Below are 21643 nucleotides of genomic sequence, written 5' to 3' on the forward strand. Positions count from 1 at the left end.
TACGTCCCTTCGATCGCGATACTGGATGTGGTGCGAGACCTGCCACTGTAAGCAAGCGCACCGACACCTGGCGAAGTTCCCGTGCCGCGCACGTCATGCGCAAGTCATGCGCGAGTCACGCCGAAGCCGTCGGAAAAGAGGGTCCCGACCCCTTCGGGACGGGTCGAGAACCCCCCTCGGGACGGGTCGAGAACCGCCTTTGGGACGGGTCGAGAACCGCCTTTGGGACGGGTCGAGGTCGGAGTTGTCGGTGCGGCGGTCCACAATGGTCCGCGTCAGAACCTGAGGTTGCCCGAACAGAATCCGTGAAGGAGTCGCAGCCGCGATGGCCCGCCGCAGCACGAAGACCCCGCCGCCGGACGACTTCGAGGAGAAGATCCTCGACATCGACGTCGTCGACGAAATGCAGGGCTCCTTCCTTGAGTACGCGTATTCGGTGATCTACTCACGGGCCCTGCCGGACGCCCGTGACGGCTTGAAGCCGGTGCACCGCCGCATCGTGTACCAGATGAACGAGATGGGCCTGCGCCCGGACCGCGGCTACGTGAAGTGCGCCCGCGTCGTCGGCGAGGTCATGGGTAAGTTGCACCCGCACGGTGACGCGTCGATCTACGACGCGCTGGTGCGGATGGCACAGCCGTTCTCCATGCGGCTCCCCCTTGTCGACGGACACGGAAACTTCGGCTCGCTCGGCAACGACGACCCGCCGGCCGCCATGCGGTACACCGAGTGCCGGATGGCCGACGCGACGTCGTTGATGACGGAGTCGATCGACGAGGACACCGTCGCCTTCCAGTCGAACTACGACGGCCAGGAGCAGGAGCCGGTCGTCCTGCCGGCCGCCTATCCCAACCTCCTGGTCAACGGCACGACCGGGATCGCGGTCGGCATGGCGACCAATATGCCGCCGCACAACCTGGGCGAGGTCATCGCCGCCGCCCGCCACCTGATCAAGCATCCGGGCGCGGACCTGGACACCCTGATGCGGTTCGTCCCCGGTCCCGACCTGCCGACCGGTGGCCGGATCGTGGGCCTCGGCGGCATCAAGGACGCGTACGCGAAGGGGCGCGGATCGTTCAAGATCCGCGCCACCGTCGCCGTGGAGAACGTCACGGCACGCCGCAAGGGTCTGGTCGTCACCGAACTGCCCTTCAGCGTCGGTCCCGAGAAGGTGATCGCCAAGATCAAGGACCTGGTCTCGGCGAAGAAGCTCCAGGGCATCGCGGACGTCAAGGACCTCACCGACCGCGCGCACGGACTGCGCCTGGTCATCGAGGTGAAGAACGGTTTCGTGCCGGAGGCCGTGCTGGAGCAGCTCTACAAGCTGACGCCGATGGAGGAGTCCTTCGGCATCAACAACGTGGCACTGGTCGACGGACAGCCGCTCACGCTGGGCCTCAAGGAGCTCCTGGAGGTCTACCTCGACCACCGCTTCGACGTGGTGCGCCGGCGCAGCGAGTTCCGCCGGACCAAGCGCCGCAACCGGCTGCACCTGGTCGAGGGTCTCCTCGTCGCGCTGATCGACATCGACGAGGTCATCCGGCTCATCCGGTCCAGTGACAATTCGGCGCAGGCCAAGGACCGGCTCATCGAGCGCTTCTCGCTGAGCGAGGTCCAGACGCAGTACATCCTGGACACCCCGCTGCGCCGGCTCACCCGGTTCGACCGGGTCGAGCTGGAGAGCGAGCAGGACCGGCTCAACGCCGAGATCGACGAGCTGACCGCGATCCTCGAATCGGACCCTGAGCTGCGCAAGCTCGTCTCCACGGAACTGGCGGCGGTCGCCAAGAAGTTCGGCACCGACCGGCGTACGGTGCTGCTGGAGTCGGCCGGTTCGCAGATCGCGGCGGTTCCGCTGGAGGTAGCGGACGACCCTTGCCGGGTGCTGCTGTCCTCGACCGGCCTGCTGGCCCGTACGGCCAATGGCGACCCGATCGTCCTCGCCGAGGACGCCAAGCGTGCCAAGCACGATGTGATCGTCTCGTCCGTACCGGCCACGGCACGCGGCGACATCGGCGTGGTGACCTCGACGGGGCGGCTGATGCGGCTCGCCGTGATCGATCTGCCGCAGCTGCCGGACACCCACGCGGCGCCCAACCTCTCGGGCGGTGCGATGGTCGCGGAGTTCCTCACTCTGGAGGCGGACGAGGAGGTCGTGTGCCTCACCACCCTCGACGAGTCCTCCCCGGGGCTGGCGGTCGGCACCCTGCAGGGTGTCGTGAAGCGTGTGGTGCCCGACTATCCGGCCAACAAGGACGAGCTGGAGGTCATCACCCTCAAGGACGGTGACCGGATCGTCGGCGCCGTGGAGCTGCGTACCGGCGAGGAGGACCTGGTCTTCATCACCTCGGACGCGCAGCTGCTGCGTTATCCGGCGGCACAGGTGCGCCCGCAGGGGCGTCCGGCCGGCGGTATGGCGGGCGTGAAGCTCACGGAGGGCGCGGAGGTGCTCTCCTTCGCCGCGGTGGATCCGGCCTCTGATGCCGTGGTGTTCACGGTGGCCGGTTCGCACGGCACGCTGGACGACTCCGTGCTGACCTGCAAGCTCACCCCGTTCGACCAGTACCCGCGCAAGGGCCGGGCCACCGGCGGGGTGCGCTGTCAGCGGTTCCTGAAGGGCGAGGACGTGCTCACGTTCGCCTGGGCGGGCCCGACACCCGCTCGCGCCGCGCAGAAGAACGGCACACCGGCCACGCTGCCCGAGCCCGACCCGCGCCGCGACGGTTCCGGGACGCCTCTGGAGTCCCCGGTCGCGGTGATCGCCGGCCCGGTGTAGCAAGCCCGGCCCGTGGCGCTACATCTCGTCGCCGGGCCCGCGCACGTAGCGCAGGACGCCCCACATGGATCGCTCGTGTGCGGCGTCCTGCTCCGTGTCCGGCGTCGGCTCGTCCGCCGCGCGACAGCCTTCCAACGCCTTGCGCAGACCCTGTACGTCGATGCCGGAGCCGATCAGCACGAGCCGGGTCAGCCGGGGCCCGCCACGGGTCCAGGGCTGCGGGACGAACCGCAGGAACCTGCCGACGGCGTGCAGCGCGTAGGCGTTGTCGGGGTCTCCCGCGCCGAAGTCGACGTACCCCTTGATCCGGTAGAGCCCTTCCGGCCGGGAGTCCAGGAAGGCCATCAGCCGACGGGGACTCATGGCCACGTCCGTGGTGAAGTCGAGACTCTCGTACGCCGCGTGCAGATGGTCCCCGTGCTCCTCCCCCGCCTCCGCCGCCCGCTCCGCCAGGTACAGGTCCTCGAAGCTCAGCTGACGTGCCTTCTCCTCGCTGTCGGGCCGCAGCGCGGGATCGAAGAGCAGCTCGGGATCGACGCGGCCGTAGCTGGCGGGAACCACGGCCGCCGTGCTGCCGGTGGCCGCGACGGCCTCCCGGACACGCAGCTGGCCGGCCTCCCCGGCCCGGTCGGTCTTGTTCAGTACGACGAGGTCCGCAACGGCGAGATGGCGGTCGATCTCCGGGTGACGCTCCCGGGTGGCGGCGAACTCGGCCGCGTCGACCACCTCGACCAGTCCCCCGTACACGATGTGCGGGTTGTCGCTGGCCAGCAGCATCCTTACGAGTTCCTGGGGTTCGGCGAGCCCGCTCGCCTCGATGACGATCACATCGAGGCGGGCGGCGGGCCGGGTCAGGGTCTCCAGGTACGTGTCCAGCTCGCTCACGTCGACCGCGCAGCACAGGCAGCCGCCGCCGAGTGAGACGGTCGAGCCGACCTGTCCGGACACGGTCATGGCGTCGATCTCGATGGACCCGAAGTCGTTGACGATCACGCCGATCCGGTTTCCGGCGCGATGCCGCAGCAGGTGGTTGAGCAGCGTCGTCTTGCCGGATCCCAGGAATCCGGCGAGGACGATGACCGGGATCTGCCGACTGCGGGGCGGTGACGACGGGTTCAACGGGGCCCTTCCGGGGGACGTCAGGCGGCCGGGACCGGCTGCGGCGGAGGCGGGCCGACGTAGCGGGCCGCCGGGCGGATGATCTTGGAGTCCTCCGCCTGCTCCAGGATATTGGCGCTCCAGCCGACCACCCGCGCGGAGCAGAACGTCGGCGTGAACATCTCGCGCGGCAGCCCGCACAGCTCCATGACCACTCCGGCGTAGAACTCCACGTTGGTGTGCAGTTCCCGGCCCGGCTTCAGCTCCGCGAGGATCGCCTCGACCTGCCGTTCCACCTCGACGGCGAAGTCGACGAGCGGGCCACCGAAGCCCTGGGCGATGGAACGCAGCATGCGGGAGCGGGGGTCCTCCGTGCGGTAGACCGGGTGTCCGAAGCCCATGATCCGGTCACCGGCGAGGACCCGCTCGCGGATCCAGCCGTCGATGCGCTCCGGGGTCCCGATGGCGTCCAGGGTGTCCAGCGCCCGGCTCGGCGCCCCGCCGTGCAGCGGTCCGGAGAGCGCGCCGACGGCCGCCACCAGGCAGGCGGCGACGTCCGCACCGGTGGAGGCGACGACCCGGCCGGTGAAGGTCGAGGCGTTGAAACCGTGGTCCACGGTGGAGATCAGATACTGCTCGACGGCCCTGACCCGGGCGGCGTCCGGCACGGAACCGGTGAGCATGTAGAGGTAGTTGGCCGCGTAGGGCAGGTCGTCTCGCGGTTCCACCGGTTCGAGTCCCTGGCCGAGCCGGTGCAGGGCGGTGAGCACGGTGGGGACGGCGGCGCAGGCGGTCAGCGCGTCGGCGCGGCGCCGGTCCGCGTCGATGTCGTACACCGGGCGGAAGCCCGCCGACGCGCCGAGCAGCGAGAGCGCCGTGCGCAGCCCCGCGAGCGGTCCGGAGACGGCGCCCCCGCGCGCTATGGCGGGCAGGGCGTCCCGTACCTCCGCGGGCAGCCGGCGCAGTGCGGCGGTGCGGGTCGCGAAGTCGGCACGGGCGGCCGAACCGGGCAGCTCACCCTCGGTCATCAGGTACCAGACGTCCTCGAAGCTGCGGGTCTGCGCCAGCTCGATCGCCGAGTACTGCCGGTAGTGGTAGAAGCCCTCGCGGCCCCGGACATCCCCGAGGGCCGTGTCGGTGACGACGACACCCGCGAGACCTCGGGGGACGTCGAGCGGGGCCGAGCCGGTCATGGTCGTCATTGCTTCCTCCAGGAACATTCCGGTGCTGCGGCTCTTGACATTGATTCGACTGTCCATGCTTGACTTAATATCTGTCAATGTTGATTGAATCAATATGGATACGGTGAGCACCATGACGGATCAAGCGGGCTCGGGCGACGGTTCGGAGCGCACGGCGCAACGGCTCACCACCCGGGAGACGGCCGAGCGCCTGGGCGTGAAGCCCGAGACGGTGTACGCGTACGTGAGCCGGGGCCAGCTGAGCAGCAACCGAGCGCCCGGCGGGCGGGGCAGTACGTTCGACCCGGCAGAGGTCGACGCCCTGGCGCGGCGGACCGGACGCAGGGAGCCCGCCTCCCCGGCCGGGGAGCTCTCCTTCCGGACCGGCATCACGCTCATCGAGGGCGACCGCTACTGCTTCCGCGGCGTGGACGCCACGGAGCTGGCCCGGCGTCACACCTACGAGGAGATCGCCGAGTGGCTCTGGACCGGTGAGCTGCGGACGGGCGCACACTTCACCGCGCCCCGCGAGGCGCTGGCCTCGGCACGCCGGACGGTCGGCGCGCTGCCGGCGCACTCCGGCTCGACGGACCGGCTGCGGGTCGCGGTCGTCGCCGCGGCCGCCGCCGATCCGCTGCGTTTCGACCTGTCACGCGAGGCGGTGCTGGGAAGCGCGCGGAGCCTGATCCCGACGCTGGTGGGCGCGCTGCCGACAGTGGACGCGGACGGGGCGGGGATCCTGGACGAGGGCGGGGAGCGGGACGGGGGCCTGGAACGGGCCGGGGGCGGGACGCGGGACGGGGACCTGTACCGGGCCGGGGGCGGGACGCGGGACGGGGACCTGTACCGGGCCGGGGGCCGGGGCGAAGGCGGCTGCGCGGTCGCGGCCGCCGATCCCGGTATGGCACATCAGCTGTGGCCGAAACTCACCGCACACCCGGCCGACGAGCCGTCACTCGACGCGCTGGACACCGCTCTCGGGCTGCTGATCGACCACGATCTGGCCGCTTCCACCCTGGCGGCCCGGGTCGCGGCCTCGGCACGGGCCCACCCGTACGCGGTGGTCTCGGCCGGGCTCGGAGTCCTGGAGGGGCCACTGCACGGCGCGGCCAGTGGGCTGGCGCACCGGATGCTGGCCGAGGTCCTGGAGCGGGGCGGCGCGGCCCCGGTGGTCGCGGACCATCTCCGTACCGGCCGCCGGGTGCCGGGGCTGGGCCACCGGCTCTACACCGGCGAGGACCCACGGGCCACGGCACTGTTCGCACTGCTCGCGGACATCCCGCGAGCGGCGCCGGCGCTGGCCGCGGCCCGCGACGTGGTCGCCACGACCGCGCGCCACGCCCCGTTGCACGCGAATGTCGACATGGCGCTCGCGGTGCTGTCCGTCTCCGCCGGCATGGCCGCGGAGGCGGGCGAGACCGTGTTCGCGATCTCCCGTACGGCGGGGTGGATCGCGCACGCCCTGGAGGAGTACGGGGAGCGCCCGCTGCGGATGCGCCCCATCGGCCAGTACACCGGACCGCGGCCGCCCCGGCCGCTGCCCGATGCCACAGGGTCCGATGCCACCGGGTCACCTTCGCAATAGGCTGTTCGCCAGGCGCAAAATCGCGACGGTCAGCGGGAAGTGCTGCGCGGGGGCTGGGCCGTGGAGCCGCGCACCACCAGTTCGGGCTCGAAGAGCAGCTCGTCGGACGGCACGGTACGCCCGCCGATCTGCACGGAGAGCAGTTCGACCGCGGCCCGCCCCATGGCCTCGATCGGCTGGCGGACCGTGGTCAGCGGGGGCTCCGTGCAGTTCATGAACGCCGAGTCGTCGTACCCGACGACGGAGACGTCCGCGGGCACCGAGAGGCCGCGGCGGCGTGCCGCGCGCACCGCTCCGAGGGCCAGCACGTCGCTGGCGCAGATGAACCCCGTGACCCCTTCGTCCAGCAGCCGCATGGCGGCCGCCTGCCCGCCCTCCAGGGAGTACATCGCCCTGGCGACCCACTTGTCCGGCATGGCCGTACCGGCCTCCTCCGCGAGCACCATGGCGGCGGCCAGCTTGCGCTGCGAGGGCACGTGGTCCGAGGGGCCGAGCACCAGGCCGATGCGCTCGTGGCCGAGCGAGACGAGGTGCCGCCAGGCCTGTTCGACGGCCACGGTGTCGTCGCAGGAGATGCCGGGGAAGTCGAGGTGATCGATGGCCGCGTTGATGAGGACGACGGGGATCTTCCGGTCGGCCAGCACCTTGTAGTGATCGTGCGGTGCGTCGGTCTGGGCATAGAGGCCACCGGCGAAGACGACGCCCGAGACCTGCTGCTGCAGGAGCAGTTCGACGTACTCCGCCTCGGAGACGCCCCCCTTGGTCTGGGTGCACAGGACGGGCGTGAGCCCCTGCTGGGCGAGCGCGCTCCCGACCACCTCGGCGAAAGCGGGGAAGATCGGATTCTGCAGCTCGGGCAGGACCAGGCCGACCAGCCGGGCCCGCTCGCCGCGCAGTTGGGTCGGCCGCTCGTAACCGAGCACGTCCAGCGCGGACAGGACGGCCTGCCGCGTGGCGTCGGAGACTCCTGGCTTGCCGTTGAGCACCCGGCTGACCGTGGCCTCGCTGACTCCAACCTTTTGTGCCACCTGAGCAAGTCGTCGCGTCATGTGTGCAAGATTAGCGCAAGAAGCGCAAGCGGATTGCGTGGAGTGGGAAACGAGACAATCTCGCGAAACTCCGGAATGCCGTGCACCGTTTCCACCCCAAGCGTGCTACTCACGCCCTGCCGGAACACCGCACCGACTCGGCGGTACCGGGGCGGTGCTTCCCGCAGGTACGTCATGCGGGCCGACCATCGCCGACGGCGTCACCGTACTCGTCATCAGTCTCATTCCGGCACCCCTCGACGCGCAACTCTCCGCGCTGCTCGTGGTTGTGCGGGCGCGCTCCCGCCGCATCCGGGCGAGTTGGACTTCAGACGGCGCCGGCGCCGGTCAGCGCGCGGACCTCGGTCTCCGCGTGCTTGGCCACATCCGGCGGCTCCTTCGAGGTGACCGTACCGATCCAGCCGGCCAGGAACCCCAATGGGATCGAGACCAGGCCCGGGTTCTCCAGCGGGAAGAGCTGGAAGTCCACGCCGGGGAAGAGCGAGGTGGCGCTGCCCGAGACGACCGGGGAGAAGACGACGAGCAGCACGGCGGGGATCAGACCTCCGTAGACCGACCAGACCGCGCCACGCGTGGTGAAGTTCCGCCAGAACAGCGAGTAGAGGAGCACGGGCAGATTCGCGGACGCCGCGACCGCGAAGGCCAGGCCCACCAGGAAGGCCACGTTCAGGTCCTGGGCGAGCAGGCCGAGCCCGATGGCGGCCACCCCGATCCCCGCCGCCGCGACCCTGGCCACGGCGACCTCGCTGCGCTGCTTGGAACCCGGGCGACGGAGCGAGGCGTAGAGGTCGTGGGCGACGGAGGCCGAGGAGGCCAGCGTGATTCCGGCGACGACGGCCAGGATGGTCGCGAAGGCCACGGCGGCGACAACGGCGAACAGAATCGTTCCCCCGGTGGATCCCTCGCCACCGCCGAGCACCAGGGCCAGCAGGGGAACAGCCGTGTTTCCGGCGGGATTCGAGGCCCGTACGTCCGCCGTGCCGACCAGCGCCGCCGCCCCGAATCCGAGCACGATCGTCATCAGATAGAAGCTGCCGATGAGGCCGATCGACCAGACGACCGACCGGCGTGCCGCACGGGCGGTGGGCACGGTGTAGAACCGCGACAGGATGTGCGGCAGCCCGGCCGTGCCGAGCACCAGTGCCAGGCCGAGGCTGATGAAGTCGACGCGTGCCGTCCAGGTGCCGCCGTACCGGAGACCGGGCGAGAGGAACTTCTTGCCGTTGCCGCTGCGGTCGGCAGCGGAGTTGAGCAGCTCGTTGACATTGCCGTGGAAGCGCACCAGGACGAGCACGGTGAGCACGATCGTGCCCACCATCAGCAGGACGGCCTTCACGATCTGGATCCAGGTGGTGGCGCGCATACCGCCGAGCGACACATAGATCACCATGAGCGCCCCGACACCGATGACGGTCCAGGACCGGGCGGCCCCGCTCGTGCCGCCGAGCAGCAGCGCCACCAGGCTCCCCGCGCCCACCATCTGCGCCACGAGGTAGAGCACGGAGACCGTGACGGAAGACGTCCCCGCCGCGATCCGGACCGGCCGCTCGGCCATCCGCGCCGCCACCACATCGGCCAGGGTGAACCGGCCGCAGTTGCGGACGAGTTCCGCGACGAGCAGCAGTACGACGAGCCAGGCGACCAGGAAGCCGACCGAGTAGAGCATGCCGTCGTAGCCGAAGAGGGCGATCAGACCGGAAATACCGAGGAAGGACGCGGCCGACATGTAGTCGCCGGCGATGGCGAAACCGTTCTCCATGGGCGAGAACAGCCGCCCGCCCGCGTAGAACTCCTCGGCGGAACCATGCCGGTTGCGGCTCACCCAGGTGGTGATGCCGAGTGTCACGGCGATGAAGACGCTGAACAGCAGAAGCGCCAGGGTCTGGTGATTCCCGCTCAACGCGCGGCCCCCCGCGTCATCTCCTGTGTCTCCCAGCGCAGGTCGAGCGCTGCCCGGTCCCTGCGCAGCCGCGCGTGCCGCGCGTACGCACCGGTGAGCAGGAACGTCGTGAGGAACTGTCCGAGTCCCGCCACCATGGCGACGTTGACGGCACCGGCCACGGGTCTTGCCATCAGGCCGGGCGCGGTGACCGCCATGACCACGTAGGCGAGGTACCAGAAGAAGAACGCCAGGGTGGCGGGGACGATGAAGCGCCGGTACCGGCGCCGCACCTCCTGGAAGGCTTCGCTGCGCTGTACCTCCAAATAGATGTCCGCCGCACTGTGGCCGCGCTGCGGCACCACGGAATCAGCTGTCCCGGCGGGCGCGAAGCTTCCCGTACTGTCCAGTTCCCCCCAACCGGAGGCGAGCGCGTCGTACCACGGGTCGTCGAGTCGCACCGCTGCGGACTCGCGCCCTGCTTCCTTCTCCACCGAACAACTCCCCTTGTCCACGGACCACTTCGGCCGCGTATCCAAGAATGGTCAGATCGGGAAGATCCCGGGCGCTTCATTCGCGAGACTTCACCTCTTCAGGTGAAGGATGTGCCGGGCGGCTGTGCGAGCCCTCGAACGTACGCATAGCGGACCGCCTGGGCGCGGTCGCGGAGCCCCGCCTTGGCGAACAGGTTGTTGATGTGGCTCTTCACGGTGGCCTGGGAGATGTGCAGGCTGCGGGCGATCTCCGCGTTGGACATCCCCTCGGCGATCAGGACGAGCACCTCGGCCTCGCGCGGGGTCATCCCGTCGGGCAGCTCCGGCTCGGTGCCCGCGGCCAGTGGCAACGGCCCCGTGGTGACCTGCTCCAGCAGCCGGCGCTGCACGGCGGGCGAGAGGCCGACCTCGCCCGAGAGGACTGCCTCGATGGCCCGCACGATCTCGTCTCCCCCCGCGTCCTTGGTGAGATAGCCGCGGGCCCCCGCCCGGAGCGCGGGGAAGAGCGAATCGTCCTCCGCGAAGGTCGTGAGCACGACGACCTGGGTGCCGGGATGGTCCTTGCGGATCCGGCGCGTCGCCTCCACGCCGTCGCAGCGGGGCATGCGCAGGTCCATCAGGACCACGTCGGGGGCATGCTCTGCCACCAGGGCGACGGCCTCCTCCCCGTCCTTCGCCGATCCGACCACCTCGATCCCGGGCAGCAGGCCCAGCAGCATGACGATTCCCTCGCGCACCACCGACTGGTCGTCCGCCACCACCACCCGCGCGCTCACGCGGGCACCCGCAGATTCACCACGAACCCCTCCTCGCCGGGACCGGCCTCCAGCGTGCCGCCGAGCAGTTCGGCGCGTTCCCGCATTCCCAGCAGACCGTATCCGGAGCCACTGACAGCGAGGTCGCCCTCAGGACTTCTGCCGCCCGAATCGCTGACCTCCAGGGCGATCCCGTCCGGCAGGTACTCCAGCCGGATGAGCACCCGGGCGCCGGGCGCGTGCTTGCGCACATTGGTCAGCGCCTCCTGTGCGACGCGCCGCACCGCCTGCGAGGCCTCGGCGGTCAGCTTCCGGTGCTCCCCCTCCACCCTGACCTCGGCCGGCTCGGCCGCCACCAGCTGCCGCAGGAAGTCCTCCACCGGGGACACCTCGCCGCGCAGGGCGGAGAGCGCCTGGCGGGTCTCCGCAAGCCCCTCACGGGCCATGGAGCGGGCCGCGACCACCCGCTGCAGGACCAGGTCCCGGAACTCCCCCGCGGGCTCCCTCTCGATCAGCAGCCGCGCCGCCTCCAGGTGCACCAGCTGCGCGGAGAGACTGTGGGCGAGCACGTCGTGGATCTCCCGGGCGATCCTGGACCGCTCGTCCAGGGCAGCCGTCTCGGCCTCCGCCACCCTCGCGGCCCGCTCCTGCGCGAGAAGCCGCCGCGCGCTTCCCCGGGCCTCGGCGTCCAGACGCAGTACGTAGCCCGCGAGACAGAGCCCGGCCGTGGTCGCAGCGGTGGACAGCCAGTTGTCGGTGTTCACCACGGCGTACGCGCCGAGCGCCACCGACGTGGACGGGACTCCCGCGACCAGCGGCAACCGCTCCAGAGCCGTGACCGCGCAACCGCACCAGAGCACCACCGCCGGCACCGTGGCCCCGGCCGCCTGCGCCCCGAACGCCGCCAGCATCAGAAGGGCGAGCGTGCCCAGCGAGAGCCACAGGTGGTTCTCCAGGCTGACCCGGAAGAAGGCCACCGCGAGCACCGCGCAGCCGAACACCCCGATCAGGCCGACCGCGATCTCCCAGGGCTCGAACAGTCCGCCTGTGAACGTCCCCCAGAGCATCACGGTGAGCAGCCCTGCCCGTACGGACCACCCGATGACGGTCCTCGAACGGGTGCGCTTCTCCCGCGCGAGAGCCTCTCGTGAAGGCCAGCTCGTCCATGCGGCCGGTGTCACACACGGTCCTTCCATGTCTGCCGGAACGGTGCGCGGTCAGCGGTATCACCGTACGACGCGGGTGTCCCGGCAGCCCTCAAGACCAGGACCCCACTGCGCACCAGCAGCGTCACGGCGAGAGCCATCATCACGGCCGAGCTGCCCTGATGTACATCCAGCGCGGCGGCCACCCCGTAGACGGCCACCCTCAGCACCAGGCTCCCGGTCCAGACGTAGACGGTGGCCCCGGTCCCCTTGCTCCAGAGGGCGCCGTCCTCCCCGCGCCACAGCCGGGCTGTCCATCCCCAGGCCGCGCCCGTGACCAGCCCGACGGCCTGCTGTGCTCCCAGGACGGCGACGGAGAGGGCCTCGTGGTGCTCGTCGACGAGTCCGGGCTCGCGCAGCGCCATGACGAGCAGGATGCCGGGCAGGAGCCACCAGCGCCGGTCGCCGGAGATCTGCCGGGCAGAGAACTGGCGGACCACGACGAGAGCGATGACCGCGACGGTCACCAGGACATTGACGAGCCCGGACATGGAAGCCTCCGAATGGCGGGGAGTTCTGTGGCTCCGACGCTACGGAAACGGCCGGTTCAGGGGATCGGCTCAGGGGTTGAACGTGGGTGGAGCCGTCGTCTGCACCCACGGGTGGAGACGACGGCTCCGGTGACGTGCGGGCCGGCCGAACGGGCCGGTCCTGCGGGCCGCGGACTCAGACGTCGATGCGCGAGCGGTCCAGCGTGGCCGCCGAGCTGGTGATGAACTCCTTGCGGGGTGCCACCTCGTTGCCCATCAGCAGATCGAAGACCTGCTCGGACGATTCCAGATCGCCGATGTTGATCCGCCGCAGGGTGCGGAAGCGCGGGTCCATCGTGGTCTCCGCCAGCTGGTCGGCGTCCATCTCGCCCAGACCCTTGTAGCGCTGGATCGAGTCCTTGTACCGGACGTTCTTGCGCTGGAGCTCCAGCAGCCGCGTGCGCAGCTCGTTGTCCGAGTACGTGTAGATGTACTTGTCCTGGCCCTTCTTCGGCTGGACGAGCTCGATCCGGTGCAACGGAGGCACCGCGGCGAAGACCCGACCCGCCTCGACCATCGGCCGCATGTACCGCTGGAAGAGCGTCAGCAGCAGAATACGGATGTGGGCGCCGTCCACATCGGCGTCGACCAGCAGCACGATCTTGCCGTAGCGCGCGGCGTCGATGTCGAAGGTCCGACCGGACCCTGCTCCTATGACCTGGATGATCGCGCCGCACTCGGCGTTCTTCAGCATGTCGGAGACGGATGCCTTCTGAACGTTGAGGATCTTGCCCCGGATCGGCAGCAGGGCCTGGAACTCGCTGTTCCGGGCCAGTTTGGCGGTGCCGAGCGCGGAGTCACCCTCCACGATGAACAGCTCGCTGCGCTCGACGTCGTCGCTGCGGCAGTCGGCGAGCTTCGCGGGCAGTGAAGAGGATTCCAGAGCCGTCTTCCGGCGCTGGGCGTCCTTGTGCTGGCGGGCCGCGATCCGGGTGCGTGCGGCGGCCACCGCCTTCTCCAAGACGGCCCTGGCCTGGGCCTTCGCGTCGCGCTTGGTGGACGTCAGGAACGCCTTGAGCTCCTTGGCGACCACATTGGCGACGATCCGGTTGGCCGCGGAGGTGCCGAGCACCTCCTTGGTCTGCCCCTCGAACTGGGGCTCCGCCAGCCGCACGGTCACGACCGCGGTGAGGCCCTCCAGGGCGTCGTCCTTGACAATGTCGTCCTCGGCGACGCGAAGGATCTTCGCGGAGCGGAGCACTTCATTGACCGTCTTCGTCACCGAGCGTTCGAAACCGCTCACATGGGTGCCGCCCTTGGGGGTGGCGATGATGTTGACGAAGGACTTGAGGGTGGTGTCGTAACCGGTCCCCCAGCGCATCGCGATGTCGACGACCAGCTCCCGGGTGACCTCGGTCGCCGTCATGTGGCCGCGATCGTCGAGCACGGGCACGGTCTCCTTGAACGTGCCCTGCCCCGTCAGGCGCAGGACGTCGCAGACCGCCTTGTCCTGGGCCAGGTACTCGCAGAACTCGCTGATCCCGCCGTCGAAGCGGAACGTCTCCTCCGTCTTGCCCTCTCCGTCCAGGCCTCGCTCGTCGCGCACGACGATGGTGAGGCCGGGGACGAGGAAGGCCGTCTGGCGGGCCCGCTGGTAGAGCGTGTCCAGATTGAGCTTGGCGTCCTTGAGGAAGATCTGCCGGTCGGCCCAGAACCGCACCCTCGTACCGGTACGCGTCTTCGGGACCCGTTTGCCCTTGAGCAGCCCGTTGGCCGGGTCGAAGGGGCTTTCCGGCCCCTGCTCGGTGAAGATGCCGGGGACCCCGCGGCGGAAACTGATCGAGTGGGTCGCGCCGTGGAGGTCGACCTCCACGTCGAGCCGGGCGGAGAGGGCGTTCACGACGGAGGCGCCCACGCCGTGGAGACCACCGGAGGCGGCATACGCGCCGCCTCCGAACTTGCCTCCGGCGTGCAGCTTGGTCATCACGACCTCGACGCCCGACAGCCCGGTCTTGGGCTCCGCGTCGACCGGGATGCCCCGGCCGTTGTCACGGACCTCGACGGAGTTGTCGTCGTGGAGGATGACCTCGATGTGGTCGCAGTAGCCGCCGAGGGCCTCATCGACCGAGTTGTCGATGATTTCCCAGAGGCAGTGCATGAGGCCGCGGCTGTCGGTGGACCCGATGTACATCCCGGGGCGCTTGCGAACCGCTTCGAGCCCCTCGAGTACGAGCAGATGCCGCGCGGTGTAGTTGGAACCGTCTTGGTCTGCTCCGGTCAGCAGCGCAGTGGACGGCACGGACGTATCGGCGGTCACGCGGTTCGCTCCTCGCTGAATTTCATTTGGGGCCCAGTGGGTAACGGGCTCGGCTTCGGTTGCCGCTGAGAGGGTACCGAGGCCTGGTAGAGCGGGTGTAACGCCACCCTAGGAGAACCCTCACACTAGTCCAGCCTCGCATACACGTTCGATCCCTCGTCGGAGTGACGTGCACATCACGTTCCCTTCCAGGCATGAACCATTTAGGCTCCGGGCACGTCCTCATGAACAAGCCGGCAAGCCAGCCGGTCGGACGGACCGACCAAGACAAGCAACGCGAAACCGTAGCGCCAAGCAATACGGCACATTCGCCGCGAACCGGCAACAGACAGCCTTCCCGAGAAGAAGTTTCGAAGAAAAGCCACGAGCGGGAACGTTTTCGGCCTGGTTGGATGTTGACCCTGGTACGACAGCTCGTCGAGCTAGAGAAGAGGCGACGTGACTACTGTTCTGACCCCCGCGAGCCCGCTGACCGCAGCAGACCGCTGTGACCGTTGCGGCGCCCAGGCATATCTGCGCGTCGTCCTGATCAGTGGCGGTGAACTGCTCTTCTGCGCCCACCATGGTCGCAAGTTCGAGCCGGAACTCAAGAAGATCGCCGCGGAAATACAGGATGAGACGGACCGACTGACGGCCGTGCAGGCCCAAGCCGCCGAAGAGGAACAACACTGATACCTCGCATCCACGACGAGCCAGGGGCCGGTCCTGTACCGACCGACGGGCGGCTCCCTCCACCGGAGGGAGCCGCCCGTTCTCGTACCCGGAACCGGTGCCGTCAGTCGGCGTCCGCCATCCACCCGATGGCGGCGGAAATCCGCGTATAGACCCCGGGGCTCCCGGCCTGGCCGCAGCCGGCTCCCCAGGACACCAGCCCCACGAGCCGCCCCTGGGCCACCAGGGGCCCTCCGCTGTCGCCCTGGCATGCGTCGTACCCGCCCTGCGGTTCGCCCGCACAGAGCATCGCTGAGGCCTCGTACGTGCCGTTCCTGCCGCCCGGGTAGGCCTCCTCGCACGAGCTGTCCGGCAGAACGGTCACTTTCGCTGACCTGAGTGACGAGGCGTAGTCACCGTTGCCCGTGGTGTCACCCCACCCGTAGACGACCGCGGCGGTACCCGCCCGGTACCCGGCGTCACCGGCTTCGGCCATCGGGATCACGTCCTGCTCCGGGAGCGCTTCGGCGAGCGTCAGCACGGCGACGTCCCCGCTGTTGGTGGTGGCGTCGAACCCGGGGTTGACCCACGTCCCGCTCACCGCGATCTCCTTGCCGCCGGAACCGTTCAGCTCGTTCCGCCCGGAGATGATCCGCAGATCGCGCACCTGGCCGACATCGGTGCCGAGCGCCTCGCGGCTGAGGCAGTGCGCGGCGGTCAGCACCTTCTGCGGCCCCACCGCCACGGCGCCGCAGAACTGGCCGGCACGGGTGTCCCCGAAGCGGCTGCGGCTGGAGAGCGCCACCACCCACGGACTGTCCTTGACCTGGGCGGGCTGACCTCCGATGACGATGCTGTCCGCGACCGCCGAAGCGGGGGACGCGAGCGGTATCACGGCCGCGGCGGCAGTGAGGGCGAGCGCCCCGGTCATGGTGCGGACGACGGTGCGGGACATACGTACTCCTGACTCTGTGATGGACCATGCCTACCCAGAGTCATCGCGCCGACGCCGATCCGCACCCCCACATATGCCGAGGGCTCGCATCCCTGTGGGATGCGAGCCCTCGTTCCGGATACTCCCCCGGCCTAGTCGAGGTAGTCGCGCAGCACCTGCGAACGCGACGGGTGACGCAGCTTCGACATGGTCTTGGACTCGATCTGACGGATGCGCTCACGCGTCACGCCGTAGACCTTGCCGATCTCGTCCAGCGTCTTCGGCTGTCCGTCGGTCAGACCGAAGCGCATGGAGACCACGCCGGCCTCACGCTCGGAAAGCGTGTCGAGCACCGAGTGCAGCTGCTCCTGGAGGAGCGTGAAGCTGACCGCGTCGGCCGGGACGACCGCCTCGGAGTCCTCGATCAGGTCACCGAACTCACTGTCCCCGTCCTCACCCAGCGGGGTGTGGAGGGAGATCGGCTCACGGCCGTACTTCTGGACCTCGATGACCTTCTCGGGGGTCATGTCGAGTTCCTTGGCCAGCTCCTCCGGGGTGGGCTCGCGGCCCAGGTCCTGGAGCATCTGGCGCTGCACGCGCGCGAGCTTGTTGATGACCTCGACCATGTGCACCGGGATACGGATGGTGCGGGCCTGGTCCGCCATGGCGCGGGTGATCGCCTGCCGGATCCACCAGGTGGCGTACGTGGAGAACTTGTAGCCCTTGGTGTAGTCGAACTTCTCGACCGCGCGGATCAGACCGAGGTTGCCCTCCTGGATCAGGTCCAGGAAGAGCATGCCGCGGCCGGTGTACCGCTTGGCCAGCGAGACCACGAGACGGAGGTTGGCCTCCAGCAGGTGGTTCTTGGCGCGGCGGCCGTCCTCGGCGATGATCTCCAGCTCACGCTTGAGCTTCGGCGCGAGCTTGTCGGCGTTCGCCAGCTTGTCCTCGGCGAACAGACCCGCCTCGATGCGCTTGGCGAGCTCGACCTCCTGCTCGGCGTTGAGGAGCGGGACCTTGCCGATCTGCTTCAGGTAGTCCTTGACCGGGTCGGCCGTGGCGCCGGCGACGGCGACCTGCTGCGCGGGTGCGTCGTCCTCGTCGTCGTCGGAGAGGACGAAGCCCTTGTTCTCGCCCTCGCCCTCCTCTTCCTCACCCTTGCCGGCCTTGACTTCCTCGGCCGCCTCGTCGCCGTCGAGGGCCTCGTCGTCCTGCTTGCCGGCCTTCTTCGACGCGGTCTTCTTGGCCGCCGTCTTCTTCACGGCGGTCTTCTTGGCAGCCGTCTTCTTGGCTGCCGCCTTCTTCGCGGGGGCGGCTGCGGTGGCGTCATCGGCCACCACGTCCACGGTCTCGGCGGACGGGGCGGCGGTGGCCGCGACGGTCCGCGTCACGGTCGTCTTGGCCGCGACAGTCTTGGTGGCGGTGCGCTTGACCGGGCTCTTGGCTGCGACGCTCTTGCGGGCGCGCTTCGACGGCTCCGCGGCACTGACCATCAGCGTCACACCCTCTTCCTCGAGGATCTGGTTGAGGCTGCGCAGAACGTTCTTCCACTGGGTTGGCGGAATCTGGTCAGCCTCGAAGGCCCGACGCACGTCATCGCCGGCGATCTGCCCATCAGCCTTTCCCCGCTCGATGAGCGCCATCACAGATTCGGACTCGGCGATCTCCGGCGGGAGCGTACGGGATGTGCTGGCCGACACGAACAACCTCTCGGAACGATGGAAACGGCTTCCGGCCCGGCCCAGGAGAGGGCTGAACCGACGACCGTCGGCTGGGAATGTGCCGACGGCGCGGGCTATGCCTCAGAACTGCACAGCACACTGAATGGCTGCTGTATTCCTTCCGCGGCGGTCACCTCTTAAGTCATCGCGCTGTTTCGAGGAGTGTTACGCCCAATCCGCGTGGCCCGAGTCACACCCCATTTCCGACGAACGCGACCATGAGGGGCATCCCCTCACAATTATGCCGCCGGACCGCGGGGGCCCGGCGGCACACGGCCGGCACACCCGCCAAGTGCCGCGCTCAGTGCTGCTCGCGCGGCGCCGGCACCACCGGTTCGGCCGACTCCGCCTCCAGCTCCAGCGGGACCGCGAGCAGCTGGCGCATGGCTGATTCGGCGCCTGCGGAGTCGCCGGACGCGAGGGCGTCGACGATCCGCGCGTGATGGCCGAGCGATCCCTCATTCGGGCGGTCACAACCGGTCACCGGCCCACCCGAGACGTGCAGGGCGGCGGAAACGATGCCGGAGAGGTGCTCCAGCATGCGGTTGCCCGCGGCCTGGATCAGCAGGGCATGGAACTCCGCGTCGGCACGGGCACAGGTGATCACGTCGCCCTGCCCGAGTGCGTGCCCCATGATCTCGACCATGTCGGCGAGGCGCTGCTGAAGATCATCCCGGCCATGGCCCGCAGCGAGGCTGGCGGCCAGCGGCTCGATCGTCCACCGGAGCTCGTTCAGCTCGCGACGCTGGTCTTCGCGCTGCGGGCCGAAGGCACGCCATTCGATGATGTCGGGGTCGAGCAGATTCCAGTCACTGACAGGCCTGACGCGGGTGCCCACATTGGGGCGGGCGCTCACCAGCCCCTTCGCCTCCAGCACACGCAGCGACTCCCGTACGACGGTGCGGGAGACCTCGAATCGCTGACCGATCTCCTCCGGGACCAAGGGGCGGTCAGCGCCCAGGTCTCCGGAGACGATCATCTGTCCGAGCTGCTGGACAAGTTGGCCGTGCAGGCCTCGGCCACGGCTGGCCGATCCCCGCCGGCCCACCCTGCCGAGCTCATTGTCGGTACCGCTCCAGGAACGAATGGCGGCACGCTCGCCGGCCGGCGCGTCCGCGTAGGGGTAACGGTCGAGTTCGCCCGAGCCGGCGAGGCCGGAGTCGGCAGAGCGGGCGGCGGTCATCATGGTGTGCGCAAGGGTACTCACGCATCCTTTGTCGGCGCGGCTCAGCCACCCCTTGAGGTCTTTGGTGAAAAGCACACGAAAGGGTGATCGGTACCCGCTTCCCAATTGACGCCTTATTGGTATAAAACGGGCAATTCAAATGGAGTTGTGGAACTTTGGCGATCCGGTGCCACCGCGCGATCACCAACGCACCCTGCCGCGAACGCTGGTGAACAGATACGCGCAGATGAGGACCGACAACGACAGGGTCAATGCGGTCCCCACCGGATGGGCCACGACCCGCACCGCGGCCAACAGCCACCGGTCCGTCTCGTGCGGCCAGTGCGGCCAGGCCAGTTCCCTCAGCCGTCCCGGAAGTCCGGCCATCGAACGGGCGGTCGGCGCCTTCGGCATCCGCTGGACGAGGGGAACCATCAGCACCGGAACGGCGAGCACCGCGGCCACACCCGCCGCCGTCACCCGGAAGATTCCGGCGGCCAGTAGTCCGGCCCAGGCGCAGCCGACGGTCAGGCCCGACCAACTCACGCCCAGCGACATCACATTCGGCGGAATCCGGATCAAGTCTCCGCCGTACACGAGGCGAAGAGACGCCGCGGAGGCCAGTACGACAAGCAGGGCGAGCAGCAGGGCCACCCCCGCGGACACCACCAGCTTGGCGAGGAGCAGCCCGAGGCGGCGGGGTACGGTGCCTCGGCCGGCGGCGAGCGCGGGATACCGGAACTCGTCACCGAAGGAGAGCGCCCCGAGCAGCCCGGCGCAGATCGCGGCGGGCGGCAGCGGGAGCAGCGATGGCCAGGCGGCAAGCACGTTGGGCAGCGGCGTACGGCCGTCGCGGGCGAGCAGCACGGAGATCCCGGCCGACGCGACCAGGGCGACGGCCATGATCAGTGCCGTGGTCCTGACTCCGAAGAGGCGGCGCAGTTCGTAGCGCACCGGGCGCAGCGGACCACGGGCGGGACGCCGCCTGATCGGCGGCGGAAGATCCTTCGCGGCGGCGTTCGGTGCCGGTGAGCCCTCCGCCCTGGCGGGCCCGGCGCCGTCGGAACCCGATCCGTCCGGCCGGGTTCGGGTGGCCGCCGCCCCGCTGTGCGCGGTCACGCCGGACCCGGTCGTCCGGGAGGCGGGACCTCCGGGAGCCACGTCGCTGACGACCGGGCCCGTGTCTCCGACTTCGTCCGCGAGTTGGTGAACGGGAAGCCCGTGCCGGAACGCCGTGTCCCCGATCTCCGCGCAGCTGCTGCCGTAGACGGAGAGCCGGTTGCTGCTCGCCTCTGTGACGACCTCGACGGAGCGCCGGGCCGCCCTCGCCTCGCGGCTGACGACCGCGGCGAGCCGGGCGGCGTGCGGGGAACGGACCGCGACGCGAGGGCGGAGCCGGGTGCGGGCGAATTCGACGACGTCCTGATCCGCGACGAGCCGTCCGCCGTCGATGGACACCACCCGCCCCGCCACCTGCCCTGCGGCCCTCGCGGCCTCCTTGGCGTCGCTGGTGGTGTACAGCACGGTGCCGCCCCTGGTCGCGTGGGATCGCAGCACCCCGTGCAGCCAGTCGGCCTCTCGCGCGTCGAGGCCTTCCGCGGGTTCGTCGAGGATGAGCGTGTGCGGGTCACCGAGCAGCGCGGACGCAAGGGCCAGCCTGCGGTCCATGCCCGGGGAGAGCGAGGCGATGCGCTGGTCACCGAGACCGGCGAGGCCAACGGTGTCGAGGAGTTCGTCGGCCCTGGACGCCGGTACGCCCGCCGCGGCACAGAGCATGCGGAGCTGTCCCCTGGCGGTGCGGACCGGGTGGCCCGGCACGTCCCCGAGGACCACTCCCACTTCGCGGGCGGGTTGCGCGACGCGATGCAGCGCTCTGCCCCGGAAGTAGGTGATTCCCCGGCCCGGATCCAGTTCGAGCATCAGCCGCAGAGCCGCGGTCTTTCCGGAACCCCGCGCGCCCAGCAGGGCGGTGACGCAGCCGGAGCCGGCCTCGAACGTGAGGTCGTCCACGGCGGGCGGAAGTCCGCGGTGGCGGGCGCTGGTCAGTCCGATGGCCTGGAGCATCGCTTCTCTCGCACGAGGTGAGACCGCTCGACGGCAGTGGGTACCGCAGAAAGATAACCCGACATATCCGACTTTTTGCGCAACGCTGCATCCCCGGCGTTCCGGCCTCACCTCCGCGTGAATTCCAGCGGCCCGCGCATTCGGCACACGGGCACCCACACGCCGCCCGGCCAGGCATCGGTTGGCCGGCACGCATCAGGTGCACGGACAGGCATCGGTTGGCCGGGCACACATCAGGGGCCGGGCACGCACCGCGTACGGGCATGCCTCGCCGGTACGGACACGCATCGGCCGTACGG

General features: G+C 69.7%; 16 protein-coding genes. 3 read left to right on the top strand and 13 right to left on the bottom strand.

What is annotated here, in order from left to right; translation table 11 throughout:
- Positions 1 to 325: 325 nt before the first annotated feature.
- On the top strand, positions 326 to 2776 hold the full coding sequence (locus ACZ601_RS24525; RefSeq protein ID WP_469541471.1) for a DNA gyrase/topoisomerase IV subunit A: 2451 nt from the start codon (positions 326 to 328) through the stop codon (positions 2774 to 2776).
- Positions 2777 to 2794: 18 nt separating this feature from the next.
- Here the strand turns inward: ACZ601_RS24525 and ACZ601_RS24530 are convergent, their stop codons facing one another.
- A complete protein-coding gene (locus ACZ601_RS24530) occupies positions 2795 to 3895 on the bottom strand; it encodes a CobW family GTP-binding protein (RefSeq protein WP_469541474.1) in 1101 nt (366 codons plus the stop codon).
- Between the two features lie 20 nt (positions 3896 to 3915).
- Entirely contained in the window at positions 3916 to 5076 is a 1161-nt protein-coding gene (locus ACZ601_RS24535; protein ID WP_469541650.1) for a citrate synthase/methylcitrate synthase, read from the bottom strand.
- Between the two features lie 112 nt (positions 5077 to 5188).
- Between ACZ601_RS24535 and ACZ601_RS24540 the strand changes: the two genes are divergently transcribed.
- The gene (locus tag ACZ601_RS24540) at positions 5189 to 6640 is read left to right on the top strand and encodes a citrate/2-methylcitrate synthase (protein ID WP_469541477.1); all 1452 of its coding nucleotides are present in this window, start codon (positions 5189 to 5191) and stop codon (positions 6638 to 6640) included.
- 29 nt (positions 6641 to 6669) lie between these two features.
- On the opposite strand, the gene ACZ601_RS24545 is transcribed toward ACZ601_RS24540, so the two are convergent.
- The 7 genes from ACZ601_RS24545 to ACZ601_RS24575 form a co-directional block, all read right to left on the bottom strand.
- Entirely contained in the window at positions 6670 to 7689 is a 1020-nt protein-coding gene (locus ACZ601_RS24545) for a LacI family DNA-binding transcriptional regulator (protein ID WP_469541480.1), read from the bottom strand.
- A 307-nt stretch (positions 7690 to 7996) separates the two neighbouring features.
- A complete protein-coding gene (locus tag ACZ601_RS24550; protein WP_469541483.1) occupies positions 7997 to 9589 on the bottom strand; it encodes a solute symporter family protein in 1593 nt (530 codons plus the stop codon).
- Positions 9586 to 10029, bottom strand: coding sequence for a DUF485 domain-containing protein (locus ACZ601_RS24555; protein ID WP_440577928.1), 444 nt, complete (start codon positions 10027 to 10029; stop codon positions 9586 to 9588). Before ACZ601_RS24555 ends, ACZ601_RS24550 begins: the two co-directional genes overlap by 4 nt.
- 131 nt (positions 10030 to 10160) lie before the next feature.
- Entirely contained in the window at positions 10161 to 10838 is a 678-nt protein-coding gene (locus ACZ601_RS24560; RefSeq protein ID WP_469541486.1) for a response regulator transcription factor, read from the bottom strand.
- Positions 10835 to 11998, bottom strand: coding sequence for a sensor histidine kinase (locus ACZ601_RS24565; protein ID WP_469541489.1), 1164 nt, complete (start codon positions 11996 to 11998; stop codon positions 10835 to 10837). Before ACZ601_RS24565 ends, ACZ601_RS24560 begins: the two co-directional genes overlap by 4 nt.
- Positions 11995 to 12513 carry a DUF1453 domain-containing protein gene (locus ACZ601_RS24570; RefSeq protein ID WP_469541493.1) on the bottom strand — a complete coding sequence of 173 codons (519 nt, stop codon included), beginning with the start codon at positions 12511 to 12513 and terminating at the stop codon, positions 11995 to 11997. Before ACZ601_RS24570 ends, ACZ601_RS24565 begins: the two co-directional genes overlap by 4 nt.
- A 175-nt stretch (positions 12514 to 12688) precedes the next feature.
- Positions 12689 to 14809 (bottom strand): DNA gyrase/topoisomerase IV subunit B, encoded by a 2121-nt coding sequence (locus ACZ601_RS24575; RefSeq protein WP_440577927.1) that lies wholly within the window; start codon positions 14807 to 14809, stop codon positions 12689 to 12691.
- 438 nt (positions 14810 to 15247) lie between these two features.
- Here ACZ601_RS24575 and ACZ601_RS24580 point away from each other — a divergent pair, with 438 nt between their 5' ends.
- On the top strand, positions 15248 to 15481 hold the full coding sequence (locus ACZ601_RS24580; protein ID WP_024489001.1) for a DUF7455 domain-containing protein: 234 nt from the start codon (positions 15248 to 15250) through the stop codon (positions 15479 to 15481).
- A 103-nt stretch (positions 15482 to 15584) separates the two neighbouring features.
- Here the strand turns inward: ACZ601_RS24580 and ACZ601_RS24585 are convergent, their stop codons facing one another.
- The 4 genes from ACZ601_RS24585 to ACZ601_RS24600 all read right to left on the bottom strand — a co-directional run bounded on the left by ACZ601_RS24585 (position 15585) and on the right by ACZ601_RS24600 (position 21344).
- The gene (locus tag ACZ601_RS24585; protein ID WP_469541498.1) at positions 15585 to 16415 is read right to left on the bottom strand and encodes a S1 family peptidase; all 831 of its coding nucleotides are present in this window, start codon (positions 16413 to 16415) and stop codon (positions 15585 to 15587) included.
- Between the two features lie 131 nt (positions 16416 to 16546).
- The gene (locus tag ACZ601_RS24590; protein WP_469541501.1) at positions 16547 to 18094 is read right to left on the bottom strand and encodes an RNA polymerase sigma factor; all 1548 of its coding nucleotides are present in this window, start codon (positions 18092 to 18094) and stop codon (positions 16547 to 16549) included.
- A 322-nt stretch (positions 18095 to 18416) separates the two neighbouring features.
- Positions 18417 to 19301, bottom strand: a complete 885-nt coding sequence (locus tag ACZ601_RS24595; protein WP_469541653.1) for a FadR/GntR family transcriptional regulator — start codon at positions 19299 to 19301, stop codon at positions 18417 to 18419.
- Between the two features lie 180 nt (positions 19302 to 19481).
- Entirely contained in the window at positions 19482 to 21344 is a 1863-nt protein-coding gene (locus tag ACZ601_RS24600; protein WP_469541505.1) for an ATP-binding cassette domain-containing protein, read from the bottom strand.
- Between the last annotated feature and the right edge of the window lie 299 nt (positions 21345 to 21643).

The organism is Streptomyces sp. NPDC104307 (assembly GCF_055584045.1).